Annotated in this window: 18 protein-coding genes and 2 pseudogenes; 10 read left to right on the forward strand and 10 right to left on the reverse strand. The window is 59.2% G+C overall.

Translation table 11 applies throughout. The features are described 5' to 3' along the window. The first annotated feature begins 25 nt into the window (after window positions 1-25). From P5703_RS22290 to P5703_RS22315, 6 genes are all read left to right on the forward strand, one after another. Entirely contained in the window at window positions 26-1513 is a 1488-nt protein-coding gene (locus tag P5703_RS22290) for a SulP family inorganic anion transporter (RefSeq protein ID WP_285589871.1), read from the forward strand. A gap of 90 nt (window positions 1514-1603) precedes the next feature. Next, the gene (locus P5703_RS22295; protein WP_285589875.1) at window positions 1604-2452 is read left to right on the forward strand and encodes a universal stress protein; all 849 of its coding nucleotides are present in this window, start codon (window positions 1604-1606) and stop codon (window positions 2450-2452) included. Between the two features lie 134 nt (window positions 2453-2586). Continuing rightward, window positions 2587-3747 (forward strand): cyclopropane fatty acyl phospholipid synthase, encoded by a 1161-nt coding sequence (cfa, locus tag P5703_RS22300; protein WP_285589878.1) that lies wholly within the window; start codon window positions 2587-2589, stop codon window positions 3745-3747. A 124-nt stretch (window positions 3748-3871) separates the two neighbouring features. Beyond that, the gene (locus P5703_RS22305) at window positions 3872-4720 is read left to right on the forward strand and encodes a universal stress protein (protein ID WP_285589880.1); all 849 of its coding nucleotides are present in this window, start codon (window positions 3872-3874) and stop codon (window positions 4718-4720) included. A gap of 12 nt (window positions 4721-4732) precedes the next feature. After that, the gene (locus tag P5703_RS22310; RefSeq protein ID WP_285589882.1) at window positions 4733-5086 is read left to right on the forward strand and encodes a TraR/DksA family transcriptional regulator; all 354 of its coding nucleotides are present in this window, start codon (window positions 4733-4735) and stop codon (window positions 5084-5086) included. A gap of 65 nt (window positions 5087-5151) precedes the next feature. Then, on the forward strand, window positions 5152-5694 hold the full coding sequence (locus P5703_RS22315; RefSeq protein ID WP_285589885.1) for an NUDIX hydrolase: 543 nt from the start codon (window positions 5152-5154) through the stop codon (window positions 5692-5694). A 203-nt stretch (window positions 5695-5897) separates the two neighbouring features. On the opposite strand, the gene P5703_RS22320 is transcribed toward P5703_RS22315, so the two are convergent. After that, a complete protein-coding gene (locus P5703_RS22320) occupies window positions 5898-6878 on the reverse strand; it encodes an IS5-like element IS1384 family transposase (RefSeq protein WP_010466230.1) in 981 nt (326 codons plus the stop codon). A 356-nt stretch (window positions 6879-7234) separates the two neighbouring features. Between P5703_RS22320 and P5703_RS22325 the strand changes: the two genes are divergently transcribed. Further along, complete coding sequence (locus P5703_RS22325; protein ID WP_285589886.1) at window positions 7235-8074, forward strand: hypothetical protein; 840 nt, start codon at window positions 7235-7237, stop codon at window positions 8072-8074. On the opposite strand, the gene P5703_RS22330 is transcribed toward P5703_RS22325, so the two are convergent. Further along, window positions 8049-9202 (reverse strand): IS3 family transposase gene (locus P5703_RS22330; RefSeq protein WP_134461455.1). Its coding sequence is split into 2 segments (ribosomal slippage): window positions 8049-8956 and window positions 8956-9202, totalling 1155 coding nucleotides; the frame shifts between segments, so codons are not numbered across the junction. The genes P5703_RS22325 and P5703_RS22330 overlap by 26 nt on opposite strands. Window positions 9203-9807: 605 nt before the next feature. Between P5703_RS22330 and P5703_RS22335 the strand changes: the two genes are divergently transcribed. Next, complete coding sequence (locus tag P5703_RS22335) at window positions 9808-10167, forward strand: hypothetical protein (protein ID WP_230964106.1); 360 nt, start codon at window positions 9808-9810, stop codon at window positions 10165-10167. Window positions 10168-10341: 174 nt separating this feature from the next. Here the strand turns inward: P5703_RS22335 and P5703_RS22340 are convergent, their stop codons facing one another. From P5703_RS22340 to P5703_RS22355, 4 genes and pseudogenes are all read right to left on the reverse strand, one after another. Further along, window positions 10342-11145: an inositol monophosphatase family protein gene (locus tag P5703_RS22340; RefSeq protein WP_003118436.1), complete on the reverse strand. Its 804-nt coding sequence runs from the start codon at window positions 11143-11145 to the stop codon at window positions 10342-10344. 407 nt (window positions 11146-11552) lie between these two features. Further along, on the reverse strand, window positions 11553-12107 hold the full coding sequence (locus P5703_RS22345) for a biliverdin-producing heme oxygenase (RefSeq protein ID WP_011915185.1): 555 nt from the start codon (window positions 12105-12107) through the stop codon (window positions 11553-11555). Then, window positions 12100-14031: pseudogene (locus P5703_RS22350) on the reverse strand (hybrid sensor histidine kinase/response regulator); the annotation flags it as partial. The gene P5703_RS22345 and the pseudogene P5703_RS22350, both read right to left, overlap by 8 nt. A gap of 40 nt (window positions 14032-14071) precedes the next feature. Further along, the gene (locus tag P5703_RS22355; protein ID WP_003089068.1) at window positions 14072-15007 is read right to left on the reverse strand and encodes a recombinase family protein; all 936 of its coding nucleotides are present in this window, start codon (window positions 15005-15007) and stop codon (window positions 14072-14074) included. A 216-nt stretch (window positions 15008-15223) separates the two neighbouring features. Between P5703_RS22355 and P5703_RS22360 the strand changes: the two are divergent. After that, a pseudogene (locus P5703_RS22360) lies at window positions 15224-15607 on the forward strand (transposase); the annotation flags it as partial. Window positions 15608-15895: 288 nt separating this feature from the next. Here P5703_RS22360 and P5703_RS22365 read toward each other — a convergent pair. Genes P5703_RS22365 through P5703_RS22380 form a run of 4 tightly spaced genes read right to left on the reverse strand, consistent with a single transcriptional unit; the run spans window position 15896 to window position 21621 of the window. Then, window positions 15896-17131 carry a TolC family protein gene (locus P5703_RS22365; RefSeq protein ID WP_003089075.1) on the reverse strand — a complete coding sequence of 412 codons (1236 nt, stop codon included), beginning with the start codon at window positions 17129-17131 and terminating at the stop codon, window positions 15896-15898. After that, a complete protein-coding gene (locus P5703_RS22370) occupies window positions 17131-17433 on the reverse strand; it encodes a DUF3240 family protein (RefSeq protein ID WP_003288512.1) in 303 nt (100 codons plus the stop codon). The genes P5703_RS22365 and P5703_RS22370 overlap by 1 nt, the downstream gene beginning before the upstream one ends. Continuing rightward, window positions 17426-20509, reverse strand: a complete 3084-nt coding sequence (locus P5703_RS22375; RefSeq protein WP_003089077.1) for an efflux RND transporter permease subunit — start codon at window positions 20507-20509, stop codon at window positions 17426-17428. The genes P5703_RS22370 and P5703_RS22375 overlap by 8 nt, the downstream gene beginning before the upstream one ends. Beyond that, on the reverse strand, window positions 20509-21621 hold the full coding sequence (locus tag P5703_RS22380) for an efflux RND transporter periplasmic adaptor subunit (protein WP_023628708.1): 1113 nt from the start codon (window positions 21619-21621) through the stop codon (window positions 20509-20511). The genes P5703_RS22375 and P5703_RS22380 overlap by 1 nt, the downstream gene beginning before the upstream one ends. A 376-nt stretch (window positions 21622-21997) precedes the next feature. On the opposite strand from P5703_RS22380, the gene P5703_RS22385 reads away from it, so the two are divergent. Further along, complete coding sequence (locus P5703_RS22385; RefSeq protein WP_031638226.1) at window positions 21998-23026, forward strand: IS30-like element ISPsp7 family transposase; 1029 nt, start codon at window positions 21998-22000, stop codon at window positions 23024-23026. Window positions 23027-23084 lie beyond the last annotated feature (58 nt).

Below are 23084 nucleotides of genomic sequence, written 5' to 3' on the forward strand. Positions count from 1 at the left end.
TCACCTCTAACCTACGGACTTATCAATGCTGCAGAAAATCAAGCAAGACTGGTTCTCGAACATACGCGGCGACCTGCTCGCCGGCATTGTCGTTGCCTTGGCGCTTATTCCTGAAGCCATCGCCTTCTCCATCATCGCGGGTGTTGATCCCAAAGTGGGTCTTTACGCCTCATTTTGTATCTCTGTTGTGATTGCCTTTGTTGGCGGTCGCCCGGGGATGATCACAGCAGCTACGGGCGCGATGGCGCTACTGATGATTACTCTGGTGAAAAACCATGGCCTGGAGTACCTGTTAGCGGCGACGCTGCTGACCGGTGTACTGCAGATTGCAGCTGGTTATCTGAAACTTGGCTCTTTAATGCGCTTCGTTTCACGCTCGGTAGTGACAGGCTTTGTCAACGCGCTGGCTATTCTGATTTTCATGGCTCAGCTGCCTGAGTTGACCAATGTCACCTGGCATGTTTACGCCATGACGGCGGCCGGCCTTGGCATCATCTACCTATTCCCCTATGTGCCGATGGTGGGCAAGATCATTCCCTCGCCATTGGTGTGCATCGTTGTCCTGACGGCCATCGCCATGTACTTCGGCATGGACATCCGTAACGTGGGTGACATGGGGCAGCTACCGGACACCTTGCCAATCTTCCTGTGGCCGGAAGTACCGCTGACCTTCGAGACTCTGGCAATCATCTTCCCCTATGCCGCCGCGCTTGCCGTGGTTGGGCTGCTGGAGTCGATGATGACTGCCACCATCGTCGATGACCTGACCGACACCAACAGCGACAAGAACCGTGAGTGTAAAGGTCAGGGCGTAGCCAACATCGCGTCTGGCCTGCTTGGCGGCATGGCCGGTTGCGCGATGATCGGGCAGTCCATTATCAATATTAAATCCGGCGGCCGTACTCGCCTTTCCACCCTCGCTGCCGGCGTTTTCCTGCTGTTGATGGTGGTATTCCTCGCTGAATGGCTGACCAAAATCCCCATGGCCGCTCTGGTCGCCGTGATGATCATGGTCGCCATCGGTACCTTTAGCTGGGATTCGCTGCGTAACCTGAAGAAGCATCCATTGTCGACCAATATCGTTATGGTCGTCACTGTGGTGGTGGTGGTCGCCACCCACAACCTGGCCTATGGCGTGCTGGCTGGTGTGCTGCTAGCGGCGATGTTCTTCGCCAACAAGGTCGGCCACTACATGCATATCGGCTCCACTACCGATGACGAAGGCATGAGTCGCACCTACAAAATTACCGGTCAGGTGTTCTTCAGCTCGGCGGACAAATTCGTCGACGCCTTCGATTTCAAGGAAGCCTTGGACAAGGTCACCATCGACCTGACCCATGCCCATTTCTGGGACATCACCGCCGTGGCCGCTTTGGACAAGGTGGTGATCAAGTTCCGCCGCGAAGGCACCGAAGTCGAAATACTCGGCCTGAACGAGGCCAGCGCTACCATCGTCGACCGCTTTGGCGTGCACGATAAACCCGATGCCGTGGACAAACTGATGGCCCACTAAGCCATCACGACTCCCGGAGAGCCGCCCCCACAAGGGGCGGCACCCTATTACTCATGCTCTCCGTAAAGATGGAGACAAAGAGGAACTCAAATGACAACAGTCATCGCCTGCATTGACGGATCACCATCATCTGCTGCCGTATGCGACTACTCCGCCTGGGCTAGCGTGCGCCTTGCATCCCCGCTGACGCTGGTTCACATCCTGGAAGATGTGGTGCAAGCGCCAACAGACCTTTCTGGCAGCATTGGTCTTGGCAGCCGCGAGCACCTGCTGCAGGAGCTAGCTGATCTGGACGAGAAACGTGGTCGCCTGGCCCGCGAACATGGTCAGCACCTGTTGGAGGCTGCCAAGCACCGCCTTGATCAGCTAGGCATCGTTCATCCCAAATCCGTTCAGCGACATGGCAGCTTGGTCGATAGCCTGAAAGCGATGGAAGAAGACACTCGTCTGCTGGTAATTGGCCGGCAGGGCGAAGACAGCGGAAATGTTTTCCAGCACATCGGTGGTCACGTTGAAAGTGTGATTCGCACGCTGCATCGTCCGGTGCTCGTGGTACCGAATGACTTCGTTATGCCCCAGTCCTTTCTCATCGCCTTCGACGGTAGCGCTAACGCTCACCGCGTAGTTGAAAGACTGGTGCAGAGCCCATTGCTCAAGGGGCTGGATTGTCACTTGCTGATGGTAGGTGAAGCCTCAGCCGAACAGCAGGCGCAACTTGATTGGGCGACTAGCCAGCTTCAGCAGGCGGGTTACACCACCTATGCGAAAACTTGCCAAGGTGATGTCGAAGATGAACTGGAACGCTACTGCCGGGAGCAGTTCGTCAACCTTCTGGTGATGGGCGCTTACGGCCACTCGCGGATTCGCCAGTTCCTGGTCGGCAGTACGACGACAACTATGCTGCGTCGGGCCACAGTGCCCCTACTGATGCTGCATTAATCCCCGCGCAACAACTGGCGGGAACCGTTGAGGGGCCCGCTACCACGGGCCCTCCGCGGTGACATTGCGACACCGATGCGGTGCTCTTTGATCTAGCTGCCTCTACCTGTGAGGTTAGAAAGAGGAGTTTACTGATGCGTGAAGTACCTGAATCGCCCAGCATTAACCACCTTCGCAACGACTCCAGTTTGCATCGCATGATGCTGGAACTGCTGGAAAAAGCCGACATATCCATCGGGGGTGACCGCCCCTGGGATATCCAGCTAAATGGTCCTGGCCTGCCCGAACGTGTATTTGCTCAAGGCAGCCTAGGGCTTGGCGACGCATACGTTGAAGGTCTATGGGATGCGCCACAGCTTGATGAGTTTTTCAATCGGTTGCTCGCGGCCCATCTTGATCAGCATGTACAACCTCTGCGGCTGATTTTTCATGGCTTGCGCACACGCCTGCTTAACCTGCAGAGTTTCAAACGTGCCTGGCAGGTTGGCGAGGTTCACTATGACCTAGGCAACGACTTTTACGGAACTATGCTCGACCCGCGTATGACCTATACCTGTGGCTACTGGAACAAAGCGACCACTCTGTCGGAAGCACAAGAAGCCAAACTGGATCTGATTTGTCGCAAGCTCAAACTCGAACCCGGTATGCGCCTGCTCGATATCGGTTGCGGTTGGGGTAGCTTGATGGGGTTTGCTGCAGAGCACTACGGGGTTGAATGCACGGGCGTAACCATCTCTAAAGAGCAAGCTGCCTGGGCCAAGGAGCGCTATGCGGGGCTACCGCTGGAGTTTCGCCTGCAGGATTACCGTGAAGTTGAAGGCCAATTTGATCGAATTGCCAGCGTGGGTATGTTCGAGCATGTAGGGCGCAAGAATCACCGGGTATTTATGGAAGTTGTGCACCGCTGCCTGGCCGACGATGGTTTGTTTCTTCTGCACACCATCGGCAAGAACATGCGCAATAGCACCCCGGATCCCTGGATCGACAAGTACATATTTCCTAACGGCGATCTACCCTCAGTCGGGCAAATTGGTGATGCCGTAGATAACCTCTTTGTCGTCGAGGACCTGCATAACTTTGGTGCCGACTACGACCGTACGCTGATGGCCTGGCACGCAAACTTCGAACAGGCCTGGCCGCAGTTCGCCAGCGAACTCGGCGAGCGCTTCTACCGCATGTGGCGCTACTACCTGCTGTCGTGCGCCGGGGCCTTTCGCGCCCGAGACATCCAGCTCTGGCAATGGGTCCTGAGTAAAGAGGGGGTTACAGGCGGTTACTCGCGTATTGCGATCTAACGGCGAGATTGCGGGGTGCCATTACTCGGCACCTCTGGTAGGTTTGATCCATGGGGCTGCCAAATATTCCTGATCTTTTGTGGCTCGCACCCATTATGCAATGCACCAATACAAGGAAAATTCTATGACCTATGTGATGGCATGCATCGACGGTTCTCCCTCTGCACCCGCCGTGTGCGATTACGCTGCTTGGGCCAGTCAGCGTCTTGATTGCCCCCTGACATTCCTGCACGTTCTCGACCAGAACCGCTATCCAACCAACAGCAACCTAAGCGGCAATATCGGTCTCGGCAGCCGCGAACACCTACTGGAAGAGTTGGCCGAACTCGACGCTCAACGCAGCAAACTCGCTCTAGAAGAAGGCCGCCTTATGCTGGAGGCAGCCAAAAAGCGTGCATTGGAAAAAGGTATTAACAGCCCACTACTTAAACAGCGTCATGGCGATCTCGCTGAATCCCTTGCGGCGCTTGAAGATGAAATCCGCCTAGCGGTGATAGGCAAGCAAGGCGATCACGCAAACGTTGGGTCTCAGGTCGGTAGCCACTTAGAAAGCGTACTGCGCACGCTCAGTCGCCCGGTACTGGTTACGCCTAACGCATTCAAGCATCCGGAGAGCGTGATGCTGGCCTACGACGGTCGCCCAACCATGGATAAAGCCGTTCAGCTTATTGCAGGCAGTCCATTGTTCAAGGGGCTACCCATCCACTTGGTGATGGTTGGCGCAGACACCAACGACGCGTGGGAGCAACTCAAACTTGCAAAGGAAAACCTAAAAGCCGCAGGGTTTGATGTCCAGATCGCCATTCGCTCCGGCGAAGTAGAACCCACCCTGCATGCGTACCAGAATGAACACGCCATCGACATGGTCGTAATGGGGGCCTACAGCCGCTCCCGGATTCGCGAGTTCTTGGTTGGCAGCAATACTACAAAGATGCTCAGCACCTCGCGCACCCCTTTACTGCTCCTGCATTGATCGGGGCAGACCATGAGCGACGAGATCAACCTGACACATTTTCGAGGTCTGCTGCAGACTCGCCTGGCTGAGCTACAGAGCCTTGAGTGCGCCGCACAGTCACGAGACTCCGTCGAGCTAGACCAGAGCAAAGTGGGTCGACTCTCGCGCATGGATGCCCTTCAACAGCAAGCCATGCTGGACGCAAACCGAGAGCGCGGCAGACGGGAGCGCTTGCGCATCGAGGCTGCTTTTCGCCGTATCGACGAAGGCCATTATGGTTACTGTGCCCAGTGCGACGAGCCCATAGCTTTGGGCAGGTTGAGTTTCGACCCCGCAACGCCACTGTGCATTGAATGCGCGAACAAAACCGACCACAACTCTTAGGCTATGTCCTGCAATGCCGAGTGTCTAAGGGCTTGGCCTACATCAATCGCTTGATTTGACGACCCATGCAGCTGATTACCGAACTGATCCACCCCGAACTCAAATCTACCCAGGGCAGAGTCTTTCGCCGCCATGCCGCTCGCGGCATCGTGCTGCGCGATGAACAGATCCTGTTGTTGTTCACTGAGCGATACAACGACTTCAGCTTCCCCGGTGGCGGTCTCGATCCCGGCGAAGACGTCATTGCTGGCCTCACCCGCGAGCTTGAGGAGGAGACTGGTGCACGCGACATTCGAATCGTTCAGAACTTTGGGTACATCGAAGAGTACCGGCCCTATTGGAAGCCGCAGTACGACCTGATGCACATGACCTCGCACTTCTACCAATGCGAAGTAGCGCCGCAATTGCAGCCGGTTAGGATGGAAAGCCATGAGATCGCCAACGGCATGCGTCCCGTTTGGATTGATCTTCATGAAGCCATTACACACAACCTGGCCGTCATGCAGCGCCAAGAAACCTCAATGGGACAGTCCATTCAGCGTGAGACTTTCATGTTGAAAAAAGTGGCATCTGATTTGTTGCAGCCAAATAAAGTGTCCGGAATATAGAAGTTTTTTAGCAAATTCGTAGCGCTTAACTGCAGGTTGGCTGAAAGAGTTTCTTTAGGGATGGTCTGAAGTAGCCATGTATTTCCCCGGCATACCACCTGGCGCAACTTTTAAACTCGCCAAATGACCAAAAAACAATCAATTCGACGAGTATTTCTTACGTTTTCGCCACCCGGACCCCACTCCGGTGGCCATTTCCCGCATTACAGGCGCACCTCTCCTGCATTCGTCAGTAAATGTCGGCGCGCCATCCACAGGTTCGACAGAGCGAACAGTGTCACCAGTTGCGCCGTGTTTTTGGCCAAGCCGCGAAAGCGCACCTTGGTGTAACCGAACTGGCGCTTGATTACCCGGAACGGATGCTCGACCTTGGCGCGCACCTGAGCCTTGGCCTTTTCAATCTTGCGCTTGGCTTTGTACAGCACGCTGCGCTTATCGAGTTTTTTGTAGGTGCTGCGGCGTGCCGCCACCTGCCAGATAACTTCACGTCCTTCATGCTCGGGCCGCTTTTCGACACCGGTGTAGCCTGCATCGGCGCAGACCACGTTTTCGTCGCCATGCAGCAATTTGTCCACCTGGGTGACATCCGCCACATTGGCCGCCGTGCCCACTACGCTGTGCACCAGACCCGATTCGTCATCGGCGCCGATGTGGGCCTTCATGCCGAAATAATACTGGTTTCCCTTCTTGGTCTGGTGCATTTCCGGGTCGCGCTTGCCGTCCTTGTTCTTGGTCGAACTGGGCGCATTGATCAGCGTTGCATCGACGATGGTGCCCTGGCGCAGCGACAGGCCGCGGTCGCCCAGATAGCCATTGATGACAGCGAGGATGCCGGCCGCCAGCTCGTGTTTCTCCAGCAAGCGGCGGAAGTTGAGAATGGTGGTTTCGTCGGGGATGCGCTCCAGGTTCAGCCCGGCAAACTGGCGCAGGATCGTGGTTTCGTACAGCGCTTCCTCCATCGCTGGATCGCTGTAGCCGAACCAGTTCTGCAGCAGATGCACACGCAGCATCGCCATCAACGGGTAGGCCGGACGGCCACCTTCACCCTTCGGATAATGTGGCTCGATCAAAGCAATCAAGCCCTTCCACGGCACCACCCGATCCATCTCGATCAGGAACAACTCCTTGCGGGTTTGCTTGCGCTTGCCAGCGTACTCGGCGTCGGCGAAGGTCATCTGCTTCATCGGGAAACTCGGTGGGTGGGGTCGCGGTATTTTGCCAAATCAGAAAGTCTTTTTCAGAGTTTCCTTAGATTTCCAGCGACAGCTTTGGGTTGAAATTTGACGGTGTCGAACGACCGCTTTTGGCCGATTGCAGCCGGTCGTGAAGCGCAGAAAACGGGTACTAGCGGTCGCTCATGTCAACCCTCACACAGCAGCATGTGACAAGGCCTGTCGACTGTGCATGGGCCTATTGGCTTCAGAGAGTAGAGCGTTGCCGTGGTTAGCCAAGGTACCTTGCGAACCTTTATGGGATTGACCTGTACAGCGCCGGAGCGGAGATTAGGCTCTACCGAACCAATGGTAGTGCGAGAGGGAAGATGCGCCGATTTGAAGCCAAGGATCTAATAGCGCTCGCGACCGCGCCAATGAATCCAGATGATCATTGGTACGTGGATGCTGAACAAGCCTCGCAGTACCTGGTCACGAATGCGCATGCTGATGAGACCGTCATCTATGCATCCGCTCCCGCGGTACTGATCGTCGGAGCTCTAGTACCAACCGTTAACGTCACACCGGTTGACGGAGACGCGCTTCAGAATACGTCGCTTTGCACTGATGCAGCTTGGAAGATTCAAAAGTCTTGGAGCGCAGCTGAAGGTTACCGCGTATACCTAGAGCCACCATTTCCGAATGACCGGGTATCAGCCCTCTCTGGCGGCGAGACGCTCGTCACAAGGCGATATTTTTCGGGAGTGCACAAAGGCCCGGCTCCAATTGAAGTCAGCCAGAAACTCGTCCACTGCCTAGACATTCACTATATCCCCGAGCGGAATGCCTACTGTCGCCTAGACGGCAATGGGGATATCGAGGATGTGATACGGATTATGACGCTTCCAATTGATGAGCAGTTGGAAGGTAGAGAAGTCGTAACGATTCTTCGCAAAGATCTGGACATCTACATGGCAGTCGCGGATCTAGCGCTGGTTATCAAGTTTGACTTCACGCGGACCGTTCGCGGTAGCTTCAGCGGCTGGAATGACCTAAGCCGCTACCATCGCGATGGGGAGGATCTTTTTTACCATGGCGGTTCAGCCGCTCGTGCCAGCTTTATGCACGGCGCTATGGTTGTGCGCTCACAAACAACCCTGGCTGAACAGGAAGAGGCGTGGTGCAGGGATTTTGAAGGGGGTTCTACCCCATTTCCACGGACGGTTTGATAAGGGCTGAAAACTTCAGATCTTGCCGGGCGACTCTACGACGCATTCGTGGGTTATGAAACCGCTCGATGTAGTCGAAAAGATCCGCTCGTGCTTCATCACGAGTTCGATATGACTGATGGACAACGCGCTCCCGTTTGAGCTGACCGAAGAAGCCTTCACAGGCAGCGTTGTCGCCGCAGTGCCCGACGGCACTCATGCTGCAAACCAGCGTGTTGCGATTCAGAAAGCGCTGGTAGTCGGCGCTGGTGAATTGGCTGCCGCGATCCGAATGCAGGATCACTGACCAGTCACCCTGGCGCTGCCAGATCGCCATCTCCACCGCTCGAATCACCATCTGCCGATCCTGGCGGTGGTGCATCGACCAACCGATCACCAGCTTGCTGTACAAGTCGAGCACCACGCATAGAAAGAGCTTGCCTTCCTGGGTGGCGATTTCCGTGATGTCCGTGACCCACTTGCGCTCTGGTTCCTGCGCGGTGAAGTCGCGCTCCAGCAGGTTTTTCACGCCTGCTGGACGGCTGCTGGCCACTCTTCCAAAGCCACGCCGCTTCCGGCGTGGCCAGCCTTGAATTTGCTCAGCCGCCATCAGGCGAGCAACGCGGTTCAGGCTGACGGTTTCGCCCTCGTCGCGCAGATCCTCGTGCATGCGTGGTGCTCCGATCACACCACGGCTGTCTTCGTGAATCTCACGAATGCGCCTCACCAGGCGCGCATTCTCTTGAGCACGTGAGCTTGGCTCGCGATCCTGCCAGGCGTAATAGCCACTAGCAGAAACCTTCAGGCAACGGCACATCAGTCGTACCGGGTACTCGTTGCGACAGCGCTGGATCACCGTGTACCGCTCGATGACTCCTTGGCAAAGTACGCTGCCGCGTCTCTTAAAAAATCGCGTTCCTTGGTCACCCGGGCCAACTCACGCTTGAGGCGGGCCAGCTCCTCATCTCGCGGACTACCTGTTCCGGGAAAGGCCTTTTCTGCGCCTGGCTGTGCCTCTCGAACCCAGCGTGTGAGCAGGTTCGGAGCCACACCAATCTCCAGGGCCACCTGTCGACAGCTCGCCCCTGAACGACGAACCAACTCGATGGCTTCCCGCTTGAACTCGGGGCTGTATTTCTTGCGCTTCATGAACACTCCTTCAGCTCGGCATGAGCTTACTCGAAAGTGTCCGTGCTAATGGGGTAGAACCCAGGTGACCCTGACCGGGAATATGCAGTTTTCAAAATTTACGACCGCAAAAATGATCGCAATGTCGAGACGTCCGCTAGCCCGCTTCATATCGTCAGCTACTTCGAGCAAAGCGACCTGCCGTGGCAGATATCTCCCGCATTCTTTAGGCCCGAGGTTCTCCAGCGCTTCAAGGCGGACCCCGACGACACGCTCGAAGACCGAAGCATCTCCTGCCGCGGAGCTTGGCACATCAAGTCGTACGACATAAATGAGGCAGGTCAAGTCCACGTTTACATCGGCGACCTCGCCAAGCTTCCTATTGCAGAGCAAAACTACTGGAAGGCATTCAACGAATGGCCGAAGTCATCCATCTCGGCACGAGCCCATCGGACGGATATAGAGGGGCAGTGGTGCACGACCTACGACCCCTTAACTTCTTTAAGAAATAAGGTGAGAGCGCTGGATAAGGCTAGCCCGGAATGGTGGAACCGGAGAGGCGATGCACTGATGGATAGCGTACTGGCCCCGGCTACCGACTCCCGAAAGAATGGGGAGATGAAATCTTGGCGCTCGACCAATTGCTGGTGGAGGGCTTTCTAGATAAACCTCTGCGAAAGATCGCCCAAGAAAAAGGGCGAGAAGTAGAGTCTGTGTGGCGCTCGCTGAAGCTTCTTCATGAAATTCTGCTTGGAAGCACTCTGAGTGAGGAGGCTGCCAAACAACTTCTGGCTCCTATGAAAAAGCTCCATGAGCTTCGCAATGAGATCCGCGGGCACGCGACCCATGAGAAAAAAGAGGTCGCAATTCGCGAGGCCCGTGCTACCCACGGTAATTTTCGAGCTCATTTTTTCCATATTGCAGAAGGCTGCGACCAGGCTCTCATTGGCGTGCTAAAAGCACTCGAGTTCGAAACGGAAGATTAGAAAACTCGGCTGATTGGTATGTACGCTCCTCTCGGCGCGTAGGGCGCTAAGAGCTGTTGGTTCCCGGCTCTTCGCATGACGGCGCTCGCAAGGGGCGCCTTCTCGAATATAGTCGCGCTTGGCAAACGATTTCCTGCTTTCAACACCGGTTGAGTGCGAGTTTTCAGCTCATTATTAGCGAAACAGGCGCTTCCAGTCCCTAGTGACAAGCTCTTGACATGCTTGAGGTGCTCCGCCGAAGCAGCGCAAGGAAACCTCCTTCATTCGCTCTTCAGATTCATAGGTGATCGGCCCGCCATCTTGATCAATGAGCACGCCGCCTGCGCCGATCAGTAGTGCGTGACCTCCTACCACATCATGAGCTGACACAGGTACAAGAGACGTACCCACGACAGCATCACCAGCTGCGGCACGAGCGAGGCGATAGGCGATGCTGGGCATTGAAATGAACTCTGCCGGGGCACAAAGCTCTGCGTTGAGCTCAGGTTTGCTTGTTGCGGCAGTGCTTACCAGTACCACGCTGTTGGACGTCAACCTCAGTTGATCAAGCAGAGCATGTACTGTTTGCCTATTGCGAATGATTGCTGGCAGTCCTTCTGCCCAGGAGATGCAATCCTCACCACCATCCGGTGCGATGGGGGCGTAGACCACCCCTAGAACAGGGATTGCATTGTGAAGTAGGCCGACAGAGATGGCTGACCCTGCACGGTGTTGTAGGAAGTCCGCTGTTCCATCGTTCGGATCGACTACCCAACAGTACTCGTGACCTGTCATGTGCGTCCCAGTTTCCTCACCCCAGAAATCACAATGCAGGAGCTCGAGCAGATCTAGACGTAGCTGAGCCTCAATCTCGGAGTCGATAGCTGCTTTGTCCCCGTGGCCTCGGGGGCCGCCGATACGGTGCCACTCTGAAGACAGCAGTTTTCCGGCGGAAAGAACCCTCTCAACGACAGGGCCGAGCAAGTCCACGACGTTCATATGGACCTCCTGCATTAATCGGTTAGCCCTTAAAGATTAATCGCTTCTGCCCGAAATGCTTCTTGGCAGAAGGGGTAGATCGAGAGCGGCGACTGTGGCGGATGGAGCCTGGGAGGATGAGATGAGGCTTCTAGCGCGAAAGCTCAGCCAGCACAGAGACTGGCCTAGGCACAGATTCTTGGGTAGCCAGGGGCTCAACTACGGATGGTCAAATATTTTTGTCAATCTATGTTGTTCCAGGATTGGGGCTTCGTTCGATGTGGCAGTGGCCTTGTGTCAGACTATGTTGTCGAGGCTGGCACCTAAGACCTCGGTTTTCCTCAGTGTTTTCAAGGGTGCTTGTGTCAATCTATGTTGTTGCCAACCAGGTGTGTAGAAAGTAGAAAGGCCCCGCGGGGCCTTTTTGCTTAACCGGGTTCGCAGGCCCGCTCCTGCGTGGCGGCTTCGGCGAACAGGGCGAAGGTGGTCTCTGCCGCCGCCAGCATCGGTTCCCAGGCACAACGGGCGGCGTCACGTTCGAGGCGGGCGAGAAAGCCTGGCCAGAGCACGGCGACATCGCCATGTTCGAGGTAGCGGGTCGGAGCCTGTGGATTCGCCTCACGCAGGCGTCGCGCCAGCACCCGGCCGCCCAGACGCGATCCTTCGAGCACATAGGCGATGCCCCAGCAGGCGGCGTTGTCGGTGGGTTTTGCCAGCGGTGCGGGCGAGGGCAACGCACAGCCGAGTTGAGCGAGGTCCTTGCCCAGGGCGTGACGCCGGACCCGCGCGGGCCAGTCGTCCAGCACATCGCCGATGGCGGCCTGCTCGAGGGCTCGTTCTGCGGCGCAGAGCACCCGATAGTGGGCCCGCAGAAAGCGGCGGTAATCGTCCGGGTCCTGCAGATCGAAGCCCGAGAAGGCGCTGTCGACCCGATCGTGCAGCGGCGCCGTAGCCTGCCGCAGGCGCATGCGCAATTCAGCCATCGGCCAGGCTGCCTTCGCGCAGCGCGAGGTGGATCTTGTTGGCCAGCTGTTCCTCGCGAAACGGCTTCTGGATGATCGAATAGCCGTCCAGGCCAAGCTCGCAGAGCTCGGCATAGCCGGTGACGAAAACCACCGGCAGCTGCGGGCGGCGAACGCGCACCGCGCGGGCCAGTTCACCGCCGTTCATCCCCGGCATGGCGAAATCCGCCAGCAGCAGGTCCACCGCCGCTCCGTCGCGGAGCAGCTGCAGCGCATGGTCGCCGCTTTCCGCCTCGGTGACGGCGAAGCCGAGGTTTTCCAGCATCTGCGCCGTCACCTCGCGCACGCTGTGGTCATCGTCCACCAGCAGGATGCGGTGTTGGCTGTTCTCGTCGTGGCTGCCCGCACTCAGCGCCGTGGCCTGTTCCGGCTGCTCCGGCGCCGCGGTGCGTGGCAGGAACACCTTCACGGTGGTGCCGACCCCCACACGGCTTTCGATGCGCGCGCCGCCACCGGACTGCTTGGCGAAGCCGAACACCTGCGCCAGGCCGAGGCCGGAGCCCTTGCCGACTTCCTTGGTGGTGAAGAAAGGTTCGAACGCCTTGCTCAGCACTTCCTCGCTCATGCCGGTACCGGTGTCGGTGACCGAGAGCACCACGTACTCGCCCGGCGCCGGATCTTCAGCCCGCAGCGCCGGCTCGGTGACCACCACGTTGCGCGTACCCAGCGTCAGCCGGCCACCGTCGCCCATGGCATCGCGGGCGTTGATCGCCAGGTTGAGAATGATCATCTCGATCTGGGTCGGGTCGACCAGCGCATGCCAGATGTCCGCCTGGGTATCGGTCTCGATGCTGACGCTGCCGCCGAGCGTGCTCTTCAGCAGGCTGAGCAGGCTGACCAGGGTGTCGTTGAGGTCGATGGCGGTGGGTGCCAGCTGCTGGCGGCGGGCGAAGGCAAGCAGCTGGCCGGTGAGGGTGGCGCCGCGTTCGCCGGACTCGCGGATGTACTGCAATCGACGCAGGCTGCGTTCAAGCGGTGCGCCCTGCTCCAGATCGTTCTTCAGGAAGCTGGCACTGGTGAGAATGACGGTGAGCAGGTTGTTGAAATCGTGGGCGACCCCGGCGGTCAGCTGACCCACCGCTTCCAGGCGCTGCATCTGCTGCAGGGTGGCTTCGACCCGCTCGCGCTCCTGAATCTGCGCACGCAGCTCGCGGTTGGCCTCGGCCAGCTTGTCCACCGCGGCGATTTCGCTGGTGATGTCACGCGCCGCCGAATAGATGCGTCCGCCATCGGCCACGGCCGACCACGACAGCCAGCGGTAGCTGCCGTCGCGGTGGCGCATGCGGTTGACGAAGCGGTTGGTGACCTTGCCGCGGCCGACATTGGCGTTCTCTTCCAGCGTCGCCTGCAGATCGTCGGGATGCACCAGCTGGGTCAAAGGCCGTTGCATCAGTTCGCTGTATGACCAGCCGAGCGCGTTCTCCCAGAACGGATTGAGCGCCACCGGCAGCATGTCCAGCTCGGTGACGGCGAGCAGGTCGCGGGAGAGCTCCCAGGTCCGGTCGCGTTCGCGGGTGCGCTCCTCGACCCGCTCGCCCAGGGTTTCGTTGATCTGTCGCAGACTCTGGGTAGTCAGCTGCTGCTCGGTGATGTCCATGACCACACCGACGAAGCGCGTGCACTGACCGCTCTCGAAGAAGGCCTGGCCGCGGGTCTCCATCCAGCGAATGCTGCCGTCGCCGAACACCACGCGATAACAGGTGCAGAACTCGCCGGCATCCTCGCCGGAGATGGCGCGGATCACTTCGTCGTGAATCCGCTCGCGATCCTCGGGGTGCAGGAGTTGCTCGAACAGCCCCATGCTCACCGGCGCCTCCGTATCGAGGCCGAGCATGCTGCGACAGCGTTCGTCCCAGATCAGGGTGCCGCTCTGCGGCTCGTAGTCGGGGTTTGGGGAGCAATGGAACCAAAAACCAACGTAAGCCCTACCACCTGCGCTCGGTGCCTTCTTCCCAGGCATCCGCCTCGATGAAGCAGTTGCGCATGTCGGCTTCCTGGCTGATCTCGGTCAGCAGGTCGTGCACGGTCTTGTCCAGCTCGTCGTCGCTTCGATACGAAATGGCCAACTCGTAGTGGCCCGACTCCAGCCGTTTCATGCCGTAGGGTTCCAGGCAGTAGCGCTCGATGTTCTCCTTGGCCCGTTTCCGGCCGCGCACGAACTTGCTGTTATTCACCACCGCCAGGCGCAGGGTGACGGTGGCCACCCGCTCGACAGCGGGCGGCTCTGCCGGCGATGACGACGAGGCCGTGATCTGCTGATCGCGTGACCGGGCGCTCTTCTGGTATGCGCCGATCTCGACACCCCGGTGGCGCAGGTAGCTGTACAGTGTGCTCTTGGAGATGTGTAGCTTCTCGCCGATGGCGCTGACGCTCAGGCGACCCTCGCGGTACAGCGTTTGCGCCGCCATGGCGGTGGCCTCGGCCTTGGCGGGCAGACCCTTGGGACGGCCACCGATCCGGCCCCGCGACCGTGCGGCCGACAGGCCCGCCTGAGTCCGCTCGCGGATCAGCTCGCGCTCGAACTCGGCCAGCGAGGCGAACAGGTTGAACACCAGGCGGCCTTGGGCATGGGTGGTGTCGATGGGGTCATTCAGGCTCTGCAAGCCGACCTTACGCTCTGCCAGCTCGCCGACCAGCTCGACCAGGTGCTTGAGCGAGCGCCCGAGGCGATCCAGTTTCCAGATCACCACGGCATCACCCGGACGCACGTTGGCCAGCAGTTTGTCCAGTTCCGGACGGGCGCTTTTCGCGCCGCTGGCGATGTCTTGGTAGATGCGTTCGCACCCGGCCTGTTTCAGGGCATCGACTTGTAGGTCGGCTTTCTGATCCCGAGTGCTCACTCGCGCATAACCGATCTTCATCAAAAGTACCGTTTACTCGACTACGTTAGTAATAGTTGAACTTTGATAAAGCGTACCAGTTATTTGAACCGTAGCGTGGGGAGCTTAACGAACCGAGCCATTCCTCGATAGAGTTCGGCAAAACCTTGGTTTTCCCGAACTAACCAGACGCCACAAGGGTTTGCGGGCAGGCGCTGGGCTTAAGTGCACTTTCTGTTCCGTTGCTCCCCAAACCCCGATATCACCCAGGTCGACAAACTGCTGCACGGTAACGAGAACGTCGTCTGCGCCGATGCCGGCTACACCGGCGTCGAAAAGCGCCCCGAACATGCGGGCCGCGAAGTGATCTGGCAGGTCGCAGCACGCCGCAGCACCTACAAGAAGCTCGATAAACGCAGCGCCCTGTACAAAGCCAAGCGCAAGATCGAGAAGGCCAAGGCACAAGTGCGAGCGAAGGTCGAGCACCCGTTTCGAGTGATCAAGCGCCAGTTCGGTTACGTGAAGGTGCGCTTCCGTGGCCTGGCCAAGAACACCGCTCAGCTGGTGACGCTGTTCGCGCTGTCGAACCTATGGATGGCGCGCCGACATTTGCTGACTACCGCAGGAAAGGTGCACCTGTAATGCGGAAAATGGCTGCTGCGAGGTGCTCGCGGCGGCCAAAAACGGAGAACTGAGCGGGTTACCTGGTCGATTTTGATCGACGGCCCGCTTTCAAAAGCAGCAAGGGCTGAAGTCGACCGGAAATACAGGGTTACTTCAGACCTTCCCTTATTGAGATAGGACGGCCGTTTATTATTCAGCTGTGGTCACTGGCCGTTTCCTATCATTGCTGCCGAAAACTAACCGGAGCATGAGTAACTCATTACGATTCTGAAAGGTTGCCCGGCCTATGCCGGGCAACGCAACAACTCAGCTTTCGTCCAACCCCCATATCCAGTGGGCATCGATCAACAGCGACAGATGGGTGCGCAGCGTATCCGCGTGGGCCTGCAGGGCGCTGGTAGACGATGCGACGGCTTGCCGGCGAGCCAGCAACAACGACTGCAGATCCACCTCGCCCAGTTCGTAGGCACGCTGCATCTGTGCTTCGTTCTGGGTCATGGCAGCGGCGCCATCCTTCGCGATCAGGTAGCTCTCGTAAGCACCTGAAGCCAGTTCGACGTCACGGGCAATCCCGGCTTCCAGCTCGCGTTTGGCCAGGTCGACATCCTCGCGAGCCGCATTCTCCTGGGCCAGCGCCTGGCTGTAGCGAGCACTGCGCGACCCGCTGGGGATCGGCATGCTGAAGCTGACACCGTAGATGCGCTCACGGTTGCCCTGCTCGGAGGCGGTGAATACCCCCAACGTAGGATCCGGCACCCTGTCAGCCTTCGCCCGGGCCGATTGCCCCTGATTTCTCAGCAGAGAGGCTTCGACCCGACGCAGCACATCGCTTTCGGCCAGGATCCGCTCGCGCCAGGTGTCGTACTGACCGAGTTCGGCCGAAGGAATGGGCAGATCAACCACTTTGCGCTCGATGCCAGGGAAGCGCCGCGACAGTGTTGCCCAGCTCGCAGCGGCTTTTATCTTGGCTTCGTTGCCTTGTCGCAGTTGCTCGGCCACTTCCGCCTTGACCAGGCTTACATCCAGCTTAGAGGCGTCACCCGCACGGTTGCGTTTTTCCGCCGCCGCCAGGCTTTCCTTGGCTGAGGCCAGGCCTTTATTGGCGATGGTGAGCGCGTGCTCCGACACCAGCCAATCCAGCCACAGGGTCATCAGTTCCCGCGCGGCTTCATGACGGACTTCGCCATAGGTGGCATCTGCCAATCGCAGCGTTGCCGAACTGATGTCCTGGTCGGCACTGGCCTTGCCAGGCAGGCGCACCGTGCGCTCGATACCCACGTTCCATTCGTTGTAGTTGGGGCCAGCGTCGGTACGCCGTTGCTGGCCGATTGCCGTGGCCGTCCATTCATAAGGCGAACGCCGGATGATGCCAGCCTCCAGCATGGCGGCATCCATGCTGGAGCGTGCCGAGGCCACGCGGGGATCGGCGTTGAGCAGCGACACCACCAGCGGCTTGGGCAGAATGTTTGCCGGAGCGGCAGGTTGCGCCACGGCCGTGCCACACACACTGATCAGCAGAGCCAGGGGAACAAGGCGCTTCATCACACGAACTCCCCAAAGTTACTGACCTGGACCGTCCAATAGCGCAGCCCGGTATTTGGAAACTCCTCCTTGAGGGATTGCAGCACCTCCGTGAGTTGCTGCCGTTCCACCACGAGTTGGATCTGCACAGCCTTGGCCCGCCCCATGACACGCTCCATCGGATTGAGTGCCGCGGTGGACAGCCCGTGCGCCGCAACCGGTGTGCTGGTGAAGATCTGGTTCCCCGTCACGACCAGGAGGTGGTCGATGAGCTTCTCCTCCAAGCTTGGGGTGCAGAGCAGCGTCAACCAGGTATCAGGCATCTTTGGCCTCCTTTTTCGCGTGGGCGAATCGCAGATAGAGAATCGGGAGCAACATGAGGGTGAGCGCGGTGACGGTGATCAAACCGCCGATCACCACGATGGCCAACGGCCGCTGGATCTCGGAGCCGGGCCCGGTAGCGAACAACAGTGGGACCAGACCGAAGGCGGTGATCGAGGCGGTCATCAGTACCGGGCGTAACCGGCGACGGGCACCCTGGAGCACCACTTCCCGCAGTGGCAGGCCTTCGCCATGCAACTGGTTGAAGTAACTGACCAGCACGATGCCGTTGAGCACCGCGATACCCAACAAAGCGATGAACCCCACCGACGCTGGCACCGAGAGGTACTCGCCAGTGACCCACAGCGCGACGATGCCGCCCACCAGGGCGAAGGGGATGTTGCTGAGGATAAGCAACGCCTGGCGCACGGAGCCGAAGGTCGAGAACAGCAGGACGAAGATCAGACCAAGCGCCACGGGAACGACGATGGACAGCCGGGCAGCCGCACGCTGCTGGTTCTCGAACTGGCCGCCCCAGCTGATGCGATAGCCGTTGGGCAGTTCCACCTGCTGAGCCACCAGCGCCTTGGCCTCCTCGACGAAGCCGACCAGGTCACGACCGCTGACGTTGGCGATCACCACGCTGTAGCGGCTGCCCATTTCCCGGTCGATCTTCACCGGGCCATCGGCACGCTCCAGTCTCGCCACGCTGCTCAGCGGAATGGTCTGGCCATCCGGCGTGGTGATCCGCACCGCGTTGAAGTCCGCCGGCGACGTGCGCACCGACTCGTCCGAGCGAATGAGGATCGGCGTGCGCTGGTTGCCTTCGATCACCAGGCCGGCCTGCTGGCCTTCGATCTGCACGCGCAGTGCATCCTGGATGGCCTCGACGCTCAGGCCGAAACGGCCAGCCTGCAGCCGGTCGATCTCCACGCGCAGATACTGCACACCGTCGTTCTGCACGGTGTAGACGTCCTGGTTGCCCTGCACAGTCTTGAGCAGCGACTCGATCTTGCCGCCCAGTTGGCTCAGGGTGCCCAGGTCAGGGCCATAGATCTTCACGGCGAGGTCGCCGCGCACACCGATGATCATCTCGGAGACGCGCATCTCGATGGGCTGGGTAAAGCTGTAGCCGATACCCGGCATTGGATCGAGCACCTTGCGGACCTCGTCCATCAGCTCTTCCTTGGTGTCCATCCGCCATTCGCTCATGGGCTTGAGCAGCAGGTAGGTATCGGTCTGGTTCAGGCCCATGGGATCAAGACCGATCTCGTCGGAACCGGCCCGCGCCACGATGCCCCGGATCTCCGGGACCGCTGCCATCAGCGCGGTCTGGATCTTCTTGTCCAGCTCGGCCGTCTGTTCGAGGCTGACCGATGGCAGTTTCTCGATACCCACGATCAGGTCGCCTTCATCCATGGTCGGCATGAAGGTCTTGCCCACCTGGGTGTAGACCAGGCCAGCGACGACCAACATGGCGCCAGCGATGATCGCGATCAGTTTCTGCCGGCCAAGCCCCCACTCCAGCACCGGGCCATAGATGCCCAGCAGCTTGCGGGCAAGCCAGGGGTCTTCGTGCTTGACCTCGCGCAGCAGGTAGGAGGACAGCACGGGGATCACGGTCAGCGACAGCAGCAACGATCCCGCCAGAGCGAAGACGATGGTCAGCGCCACCGGGACGAAGAACTTGCCTTCGAGGTCCTGCAGGGTGAGCAGCGGCAGGAACACCGTGATGATGATCAGGATGCCGGACGTCACCGGTACCGCGACCTCGCGCACCGCCCGGTAGATGATGTGCAGACGCGGCAGCTTGCCACCGGAAGGATCGGTGGCCAGACGCTGGACGATGTTCTCGACCACCACCACCGCGGCATCCACCAACATGCCGATGGCAATGGCCAGCCCTCCCAGACTCATCAGGTTGGCGGACATGCCGACGAAGCGCATCAGGATGAAGGTGATCAACGCCGCCAGCGGAAGTACCAGGGCAACCGTCAGCGCTGCGCGAACGTTGCCGAGGAACAGGGCCAGCAACACGATGACCAACACGGTGGCCTCGATCAGCGCCTTGGACACAGCCCCTACCGCTTTATCGACCAGCGACGAGCGATCGTAGAAGCTGGTGATGGTGATGCCTTTCGGTAGTGTGGCCTCCAGTTCCTTGAGCTTCAGTTGCACACCGGCGACCACTTGGCGGGCGTTGGCGCCAGCCAGGCCGAGCACCAGGCCTTGCACAGCCTCGCCCTTGCCATCCTGGGTCACCACGCCGTAGCGGGTCAGGGTGCCAAGGCGAACCTCGGCCAGGTCGCCAACCCGCACCGGGCTGGAGCTGTTGGAATTGACCACAACGGCCCGCAGGTCATCCAGGGTGCGGATGCTGCCCTCGCTGCGTACCAGCAGGACTTCGTCACCTTCACCCAGTCGGCCGGCACCGTCGTTACGGTTGTTGGTGTTGACCGCGTTGGTCAGCTGCTCAAGGCTCACGCCGCTGGCAGCCATGCGGATGGGATCTGGCAGTACCTCGAAGGTCCTGACCTGGCCACCGAGGGAGTTCACATCCGCCACGCCAGGTACGGTACGCAGCGCCGGCCGGATCACCCAGTCGAGCAGGCTGCGACGTTCGACCAGAGACAAGGTTGTACCGTCCACCGTGAACATAAACATCTCGCCCAGCGGTGTGGTGATCGGCGCCATGCCGCCACTGATGCCGTCCGGCAGGCTGTCGCTCAGGTTGCCGAGACGCTCGGAAACCTGTTGCCGCGCCCAGTAGATGTCAGTGCCATCCTGAAAATCGATGGTGACATCGACCAGGCCGTACTTGGTGACCGAGCGCAGGATCTTGGTCTTGGGAATACCGAGCATTTCCACTTCGATCGGCACGGCAATCCGGCTTTCAACTTCTTCCGGGGTCATCCCCGGTGCCTTCATGATCACCTTGACCTGGGTGCTGGCCACATCAGGGAAGGCATCGATGGGCAGCCCACGGTAGGCATACCAGCCCGCGCCGGTCAGCAACAGCGTCGCCAGCACCATGAACAGGCGCTGGGACAAAGAGAATTGGATAAGACGGCTCAGCATCACTCACCGTCCTCTTCAAGCCAGGCGCCTTTCAGCGCAATCACGCCGGCGACGGCAACCTGGTCCTGTTCGCTGATGTTGCCCTGGACACGGACCAGTTGCCCCGCGCTGGCTTCGACCTTGACCGGGCGGGCTTCAAAACCGTCGGGCGTGCGGACGAACACCACGGAGTCGGTCTTGTTGCGAGCGACGGCAGACAGAGGGATGTCCCAGGATTTGCCAGCGGCCTGAACCGGGATCTCCACGGTGACGAGCTCGCCGGGACGCAGGGCGCCGTTGGCATTTTCGATTTCGGCGCGCAGCACCACGAACTGGCTGGTAGCCGAGAGGGTCGGGCTCAGGTTGATGACACGCCCATTAATGCCCTTGTCGACCACCGTTACGCCCGCGCCCGGCTGAATGCCAATACTGGCCGCGGCCGGAATCTGCACGTCCAGCCACAGCGCATCGACCTGGGTGATGTTCAGCAGCGACGTGGCACCGTCGACCCGCTGGCCGGGCCGGACCGAGATGTTGCTGACAATGCCGTCCTGAACGGCGCTGAGGGTGATCCTGTCGGAAGGAATCCCGGAGCGGATGACCTGCTCGATCATGGCCGGGGTCATTCCCGCCAGGGCCAGTTCGGCCTTGGTCTGCACCAGAGTCGCTTCCGCTTCCTTCAGCGTTGCCTGGGCTTCCTGCGCCCGACGCTGCGGAATGATGCCCTCATCGAACAGCTTCTGTTCCCGGGTGTAGGCCTGCCGGGCCAGCGTGGCGCGGGCAGATGCCTGCAACAGCTGGAGCTGGAGCTGGCTCATCGCCGGACTGGACAGGCGCACGACCGGCTCGCCTTTGCGAACGGCCTGGTACTCGCCCACCAGCAGTTGCACCACCACACCTTCAAGTGGGGAACTGACGATCTGCTCCGCTTTCGGAGGCACGACAACCTGGCCGGGATATCGCGTGCTGACCGTCTGTTTCATGCTTTGCACAGCAGACGTCTTGATACCCAGCGCTTGAATCTGTTCATTGGCGACAGAGAACTTCTCAGCACTCATGGCAGGCCCTGAAATAATAAAAGCGATGGCGAAAGAGAGCCCCTTTACACTGCGCAGATAATGTTCGTTATTCATCGAAAGTTCCCCGTGAAGCGCCATGACATGGGCATGCTTTAGACCTGTCTTTGAGGATTTTTAAATCGCAAGGCGAGCGCGGTCGCAGGACACACATGAGTAACCCACTCGTCTGCTGCACCCTTTGCATGGAAGGAGATTGTCGTAGACTCCTCTACAGGTTCGATTCTAGAGGGGGGTGACTATCAGGAACGTTACCGCTGAATTACAAATTTGAAGGATTCCACCTCCCTCCTGATTTTCGTTTTAAGATTGATTCATCGATGATCACCATGCTGGTTCGGTGCATGAGGCAATGACACTTCAAGAAATAAATGAATAGGCGGCGGCAAAAACTGAGTGCAACACCTGACCTTTCCGGTACGGTGCTGCCCCTATGTCTTATACCGAACTCAGCGTTGAAGAGCGCGCCACCATTCAAATCGGTCGTATCCAAGGCTTCAGCCTGCGCAGGATTGCCTGCTTGATCAACCGATCCCCTTCGACCATCAGCCGTGAGCTGCGCCGTAACCGAGGTGCTTGCGGTGGCTACTCGGCCCGCCTGGCCCAGCAGCAAATGCAGGCCCGCCGCCAAGTTTGTCGACCGATGCGAAAACTGTTGCCGGGTAGCGAGCGCTTCGAACTGGTGACCCATATGCTGCGTGAGCGTTTGTCTCCCGAGCAGATTGCCGGCAAGCTGCGCAGCATGAACATACCCAACCTGCGAGATGCCTACGTCTGTCGCGAGACGATCTACAACGCGATCTATGCCCTGCCAGTGGGTGAGCTGCGTAAGGAGCTGATCATCTGTCTGCGCCAAGGCAAGACGACGCGCCGGCCGCGCTCTGGTGGCGTGGATAGGCGCGGCCAGATCCCCGAGATGGTCAGTATTCATGTGCGCCCGCCGGAGATTGAAGACAGGCTGATGCCGGGGCATTGGGAAGGCGACCTCATCAAGGGTAAGGCCAACGCCTCGTCCGTCGGTACGCTGGTGGAACGCACCAGTGGCTACCTGATGTTGGTGAAGATGAACGACGCGACGGCGACTTCGGCGCTGGAAGGCTTCAGCGCCGCGCTCAATAGCATGCCGCTGGAGATGCGCAAGAGCATGACTTACGACCAGGGCCGGGAGATGGCGCGACACGCCGAGATCACCCAAAGAACCGGCGTGGCGATCTACTTCTGCGACCCGCACAGCCCCTGGCAGCGCGGCAGCAACGAAAACATCAATGGCCTGATCCGCCAGTACCTGCCCAAAGGCACAGACCTGTCGGTACACAGCCAGGAGGAGCTGGACGCCATTGCGCTGCAACTGAACATGCGACCGCGCAAGCGCTTCGACTTCAAATGCCCCATCGAGGTGATGGGAGAGGTCATGCAAAATGCCATGGCAATGCGGCATGATGCTCCGGCTTCAATTCAATAACCGTGTTGCACTCAGCTCCTGCAACCGCCATATTTTTTTATTTGACACCCGAATACTT

This window comes from Stutzerimonas sp. FeSN7 (genome assembly GCF_030263795.1).
In the GTDB taxonomy this organism is placed as follows: domain Bacteria; phylum Pseudomonadota; class Gammaproteobacteria; order Pseudomonadales; family Pseudomonadaceae; genus Stutzerimonas; species Stutzerimonas stutzeri.

Excerpts from the sequence above, each read along its gene's own strand:
- P5703_RS22370 (WP_003288512.1), bottom strand. The coding sequence starts at position 17,433 with ATGCCTGATACCTGGTTGACGCTGCTCTGCACCCCAAGCTTGGAGGAG.
- P5703_RS22295 (WP_285589875.1), top strand. The coding sequence starts at position 1,604 with ATGACAACAGTCATCGCCTGCATTGACGGATCACCATCATCTGCTGCC.
- P5703_RS22365 (WP_003089075.1), bottom strand. The coding sequence starts at position 17,131 with ATGAAGCGCCTTGTTCCCCTGGCTCTGCTGATCAGTGTGTGTGGCACG.
- P5703_RS22310 (WP_285589882.1), top strand. The coding sequence starts at position 4,733 with ATGAGCGACGAGATCAACCTGACACATTTTCGAGGTCTGCTGCAGACT.
- P5703_RS22355 (WP_003089068.1), bottom strand. The coding sequence starts at position 15,007 with ATGAAGATCGGTTATGCGCGAGTGAGCACTCGGGATCAGAAAGCCGAC.
- P5703_RS22345 (WP_011915185.1), bottom strand. The coding sequence starts at position 12,107 with ATGGCTGAATTGCGCATGCGCCTGCGGCAGGCTACGGCGCCGCTGCAC.
- P5703_RS22305 (WP_285589880.1), top strand. The coding sequence starts at position 3,872 with ATGACCTATGTGATGGCATGCATCGACGGTTCTCCCTCTGCACCCGCC.
- P5703_RS22320 (WP_010466230.1), bottom strand. The coding sequence starts at position 6,878 with ATGAAGCAGATGACCTTCGCCGACGCCGAGTACGCTGGCAAGCGCAAG.
- P5703_RS22385 (WP_031638226.1), top strand. The coding sequence starts at position 21,998 with ATGTCTTATACCGAACTCAGCGTTGAAGAGCGCGCCACCATTCAAATC.
- cfa (WP_285589878.1), top strand. The coding sequence starts at position 2,587 with ATGCGTGAAGTACCTGAATCGCCCAGCATTAACCACCTTCGCAACGAC.
- P5703_RS22380 (WP_023628708.1), bottom strand. The coding sequence starts at position 21,621 with ATGAATAACGAACATTATCTGCGCAGTGTAAAGGGGCTCTCTTTCGCC.
- P5703_RS22340 (WP_003118436.1), bottom strand. The coding sequence starts at position 11,145 with ATGAACGTCGTGGACTTGCTCGGCCCTGTCGTTGAGAGGGTTCTTTCC.
- P5703_RS22325 (WP_285589886.1), top strand. The coding sequence starts at position 7,235 with ATGCGCCGATTTGAAGCCAAGGATCTAATAGCGCTCGCGACCGCGCCA.
- P5703_RS22290 (WP_285589871.1), top strand. The coding sequence starts at position 26 with ATGCTGCAGAAAATCAAGCAAGACTGGTTCTCGAACATACGCGGCGAC.
- P5703_RS22375 (WP_003089077.1), bottom strand. The coding sequence starts at position 20,509 with ATGCTGAGCCGTCTTATCCAATTCTCTTTGTCCCAGCGCCTGTTCATG.
- P5703_RS22315 (WP_285589885.1), top strand. The coding sequence starts at position 5,152 with ATGCAGCTGATTACCGAACTGATCCACCCCGAACTCAAATCTACCCAG.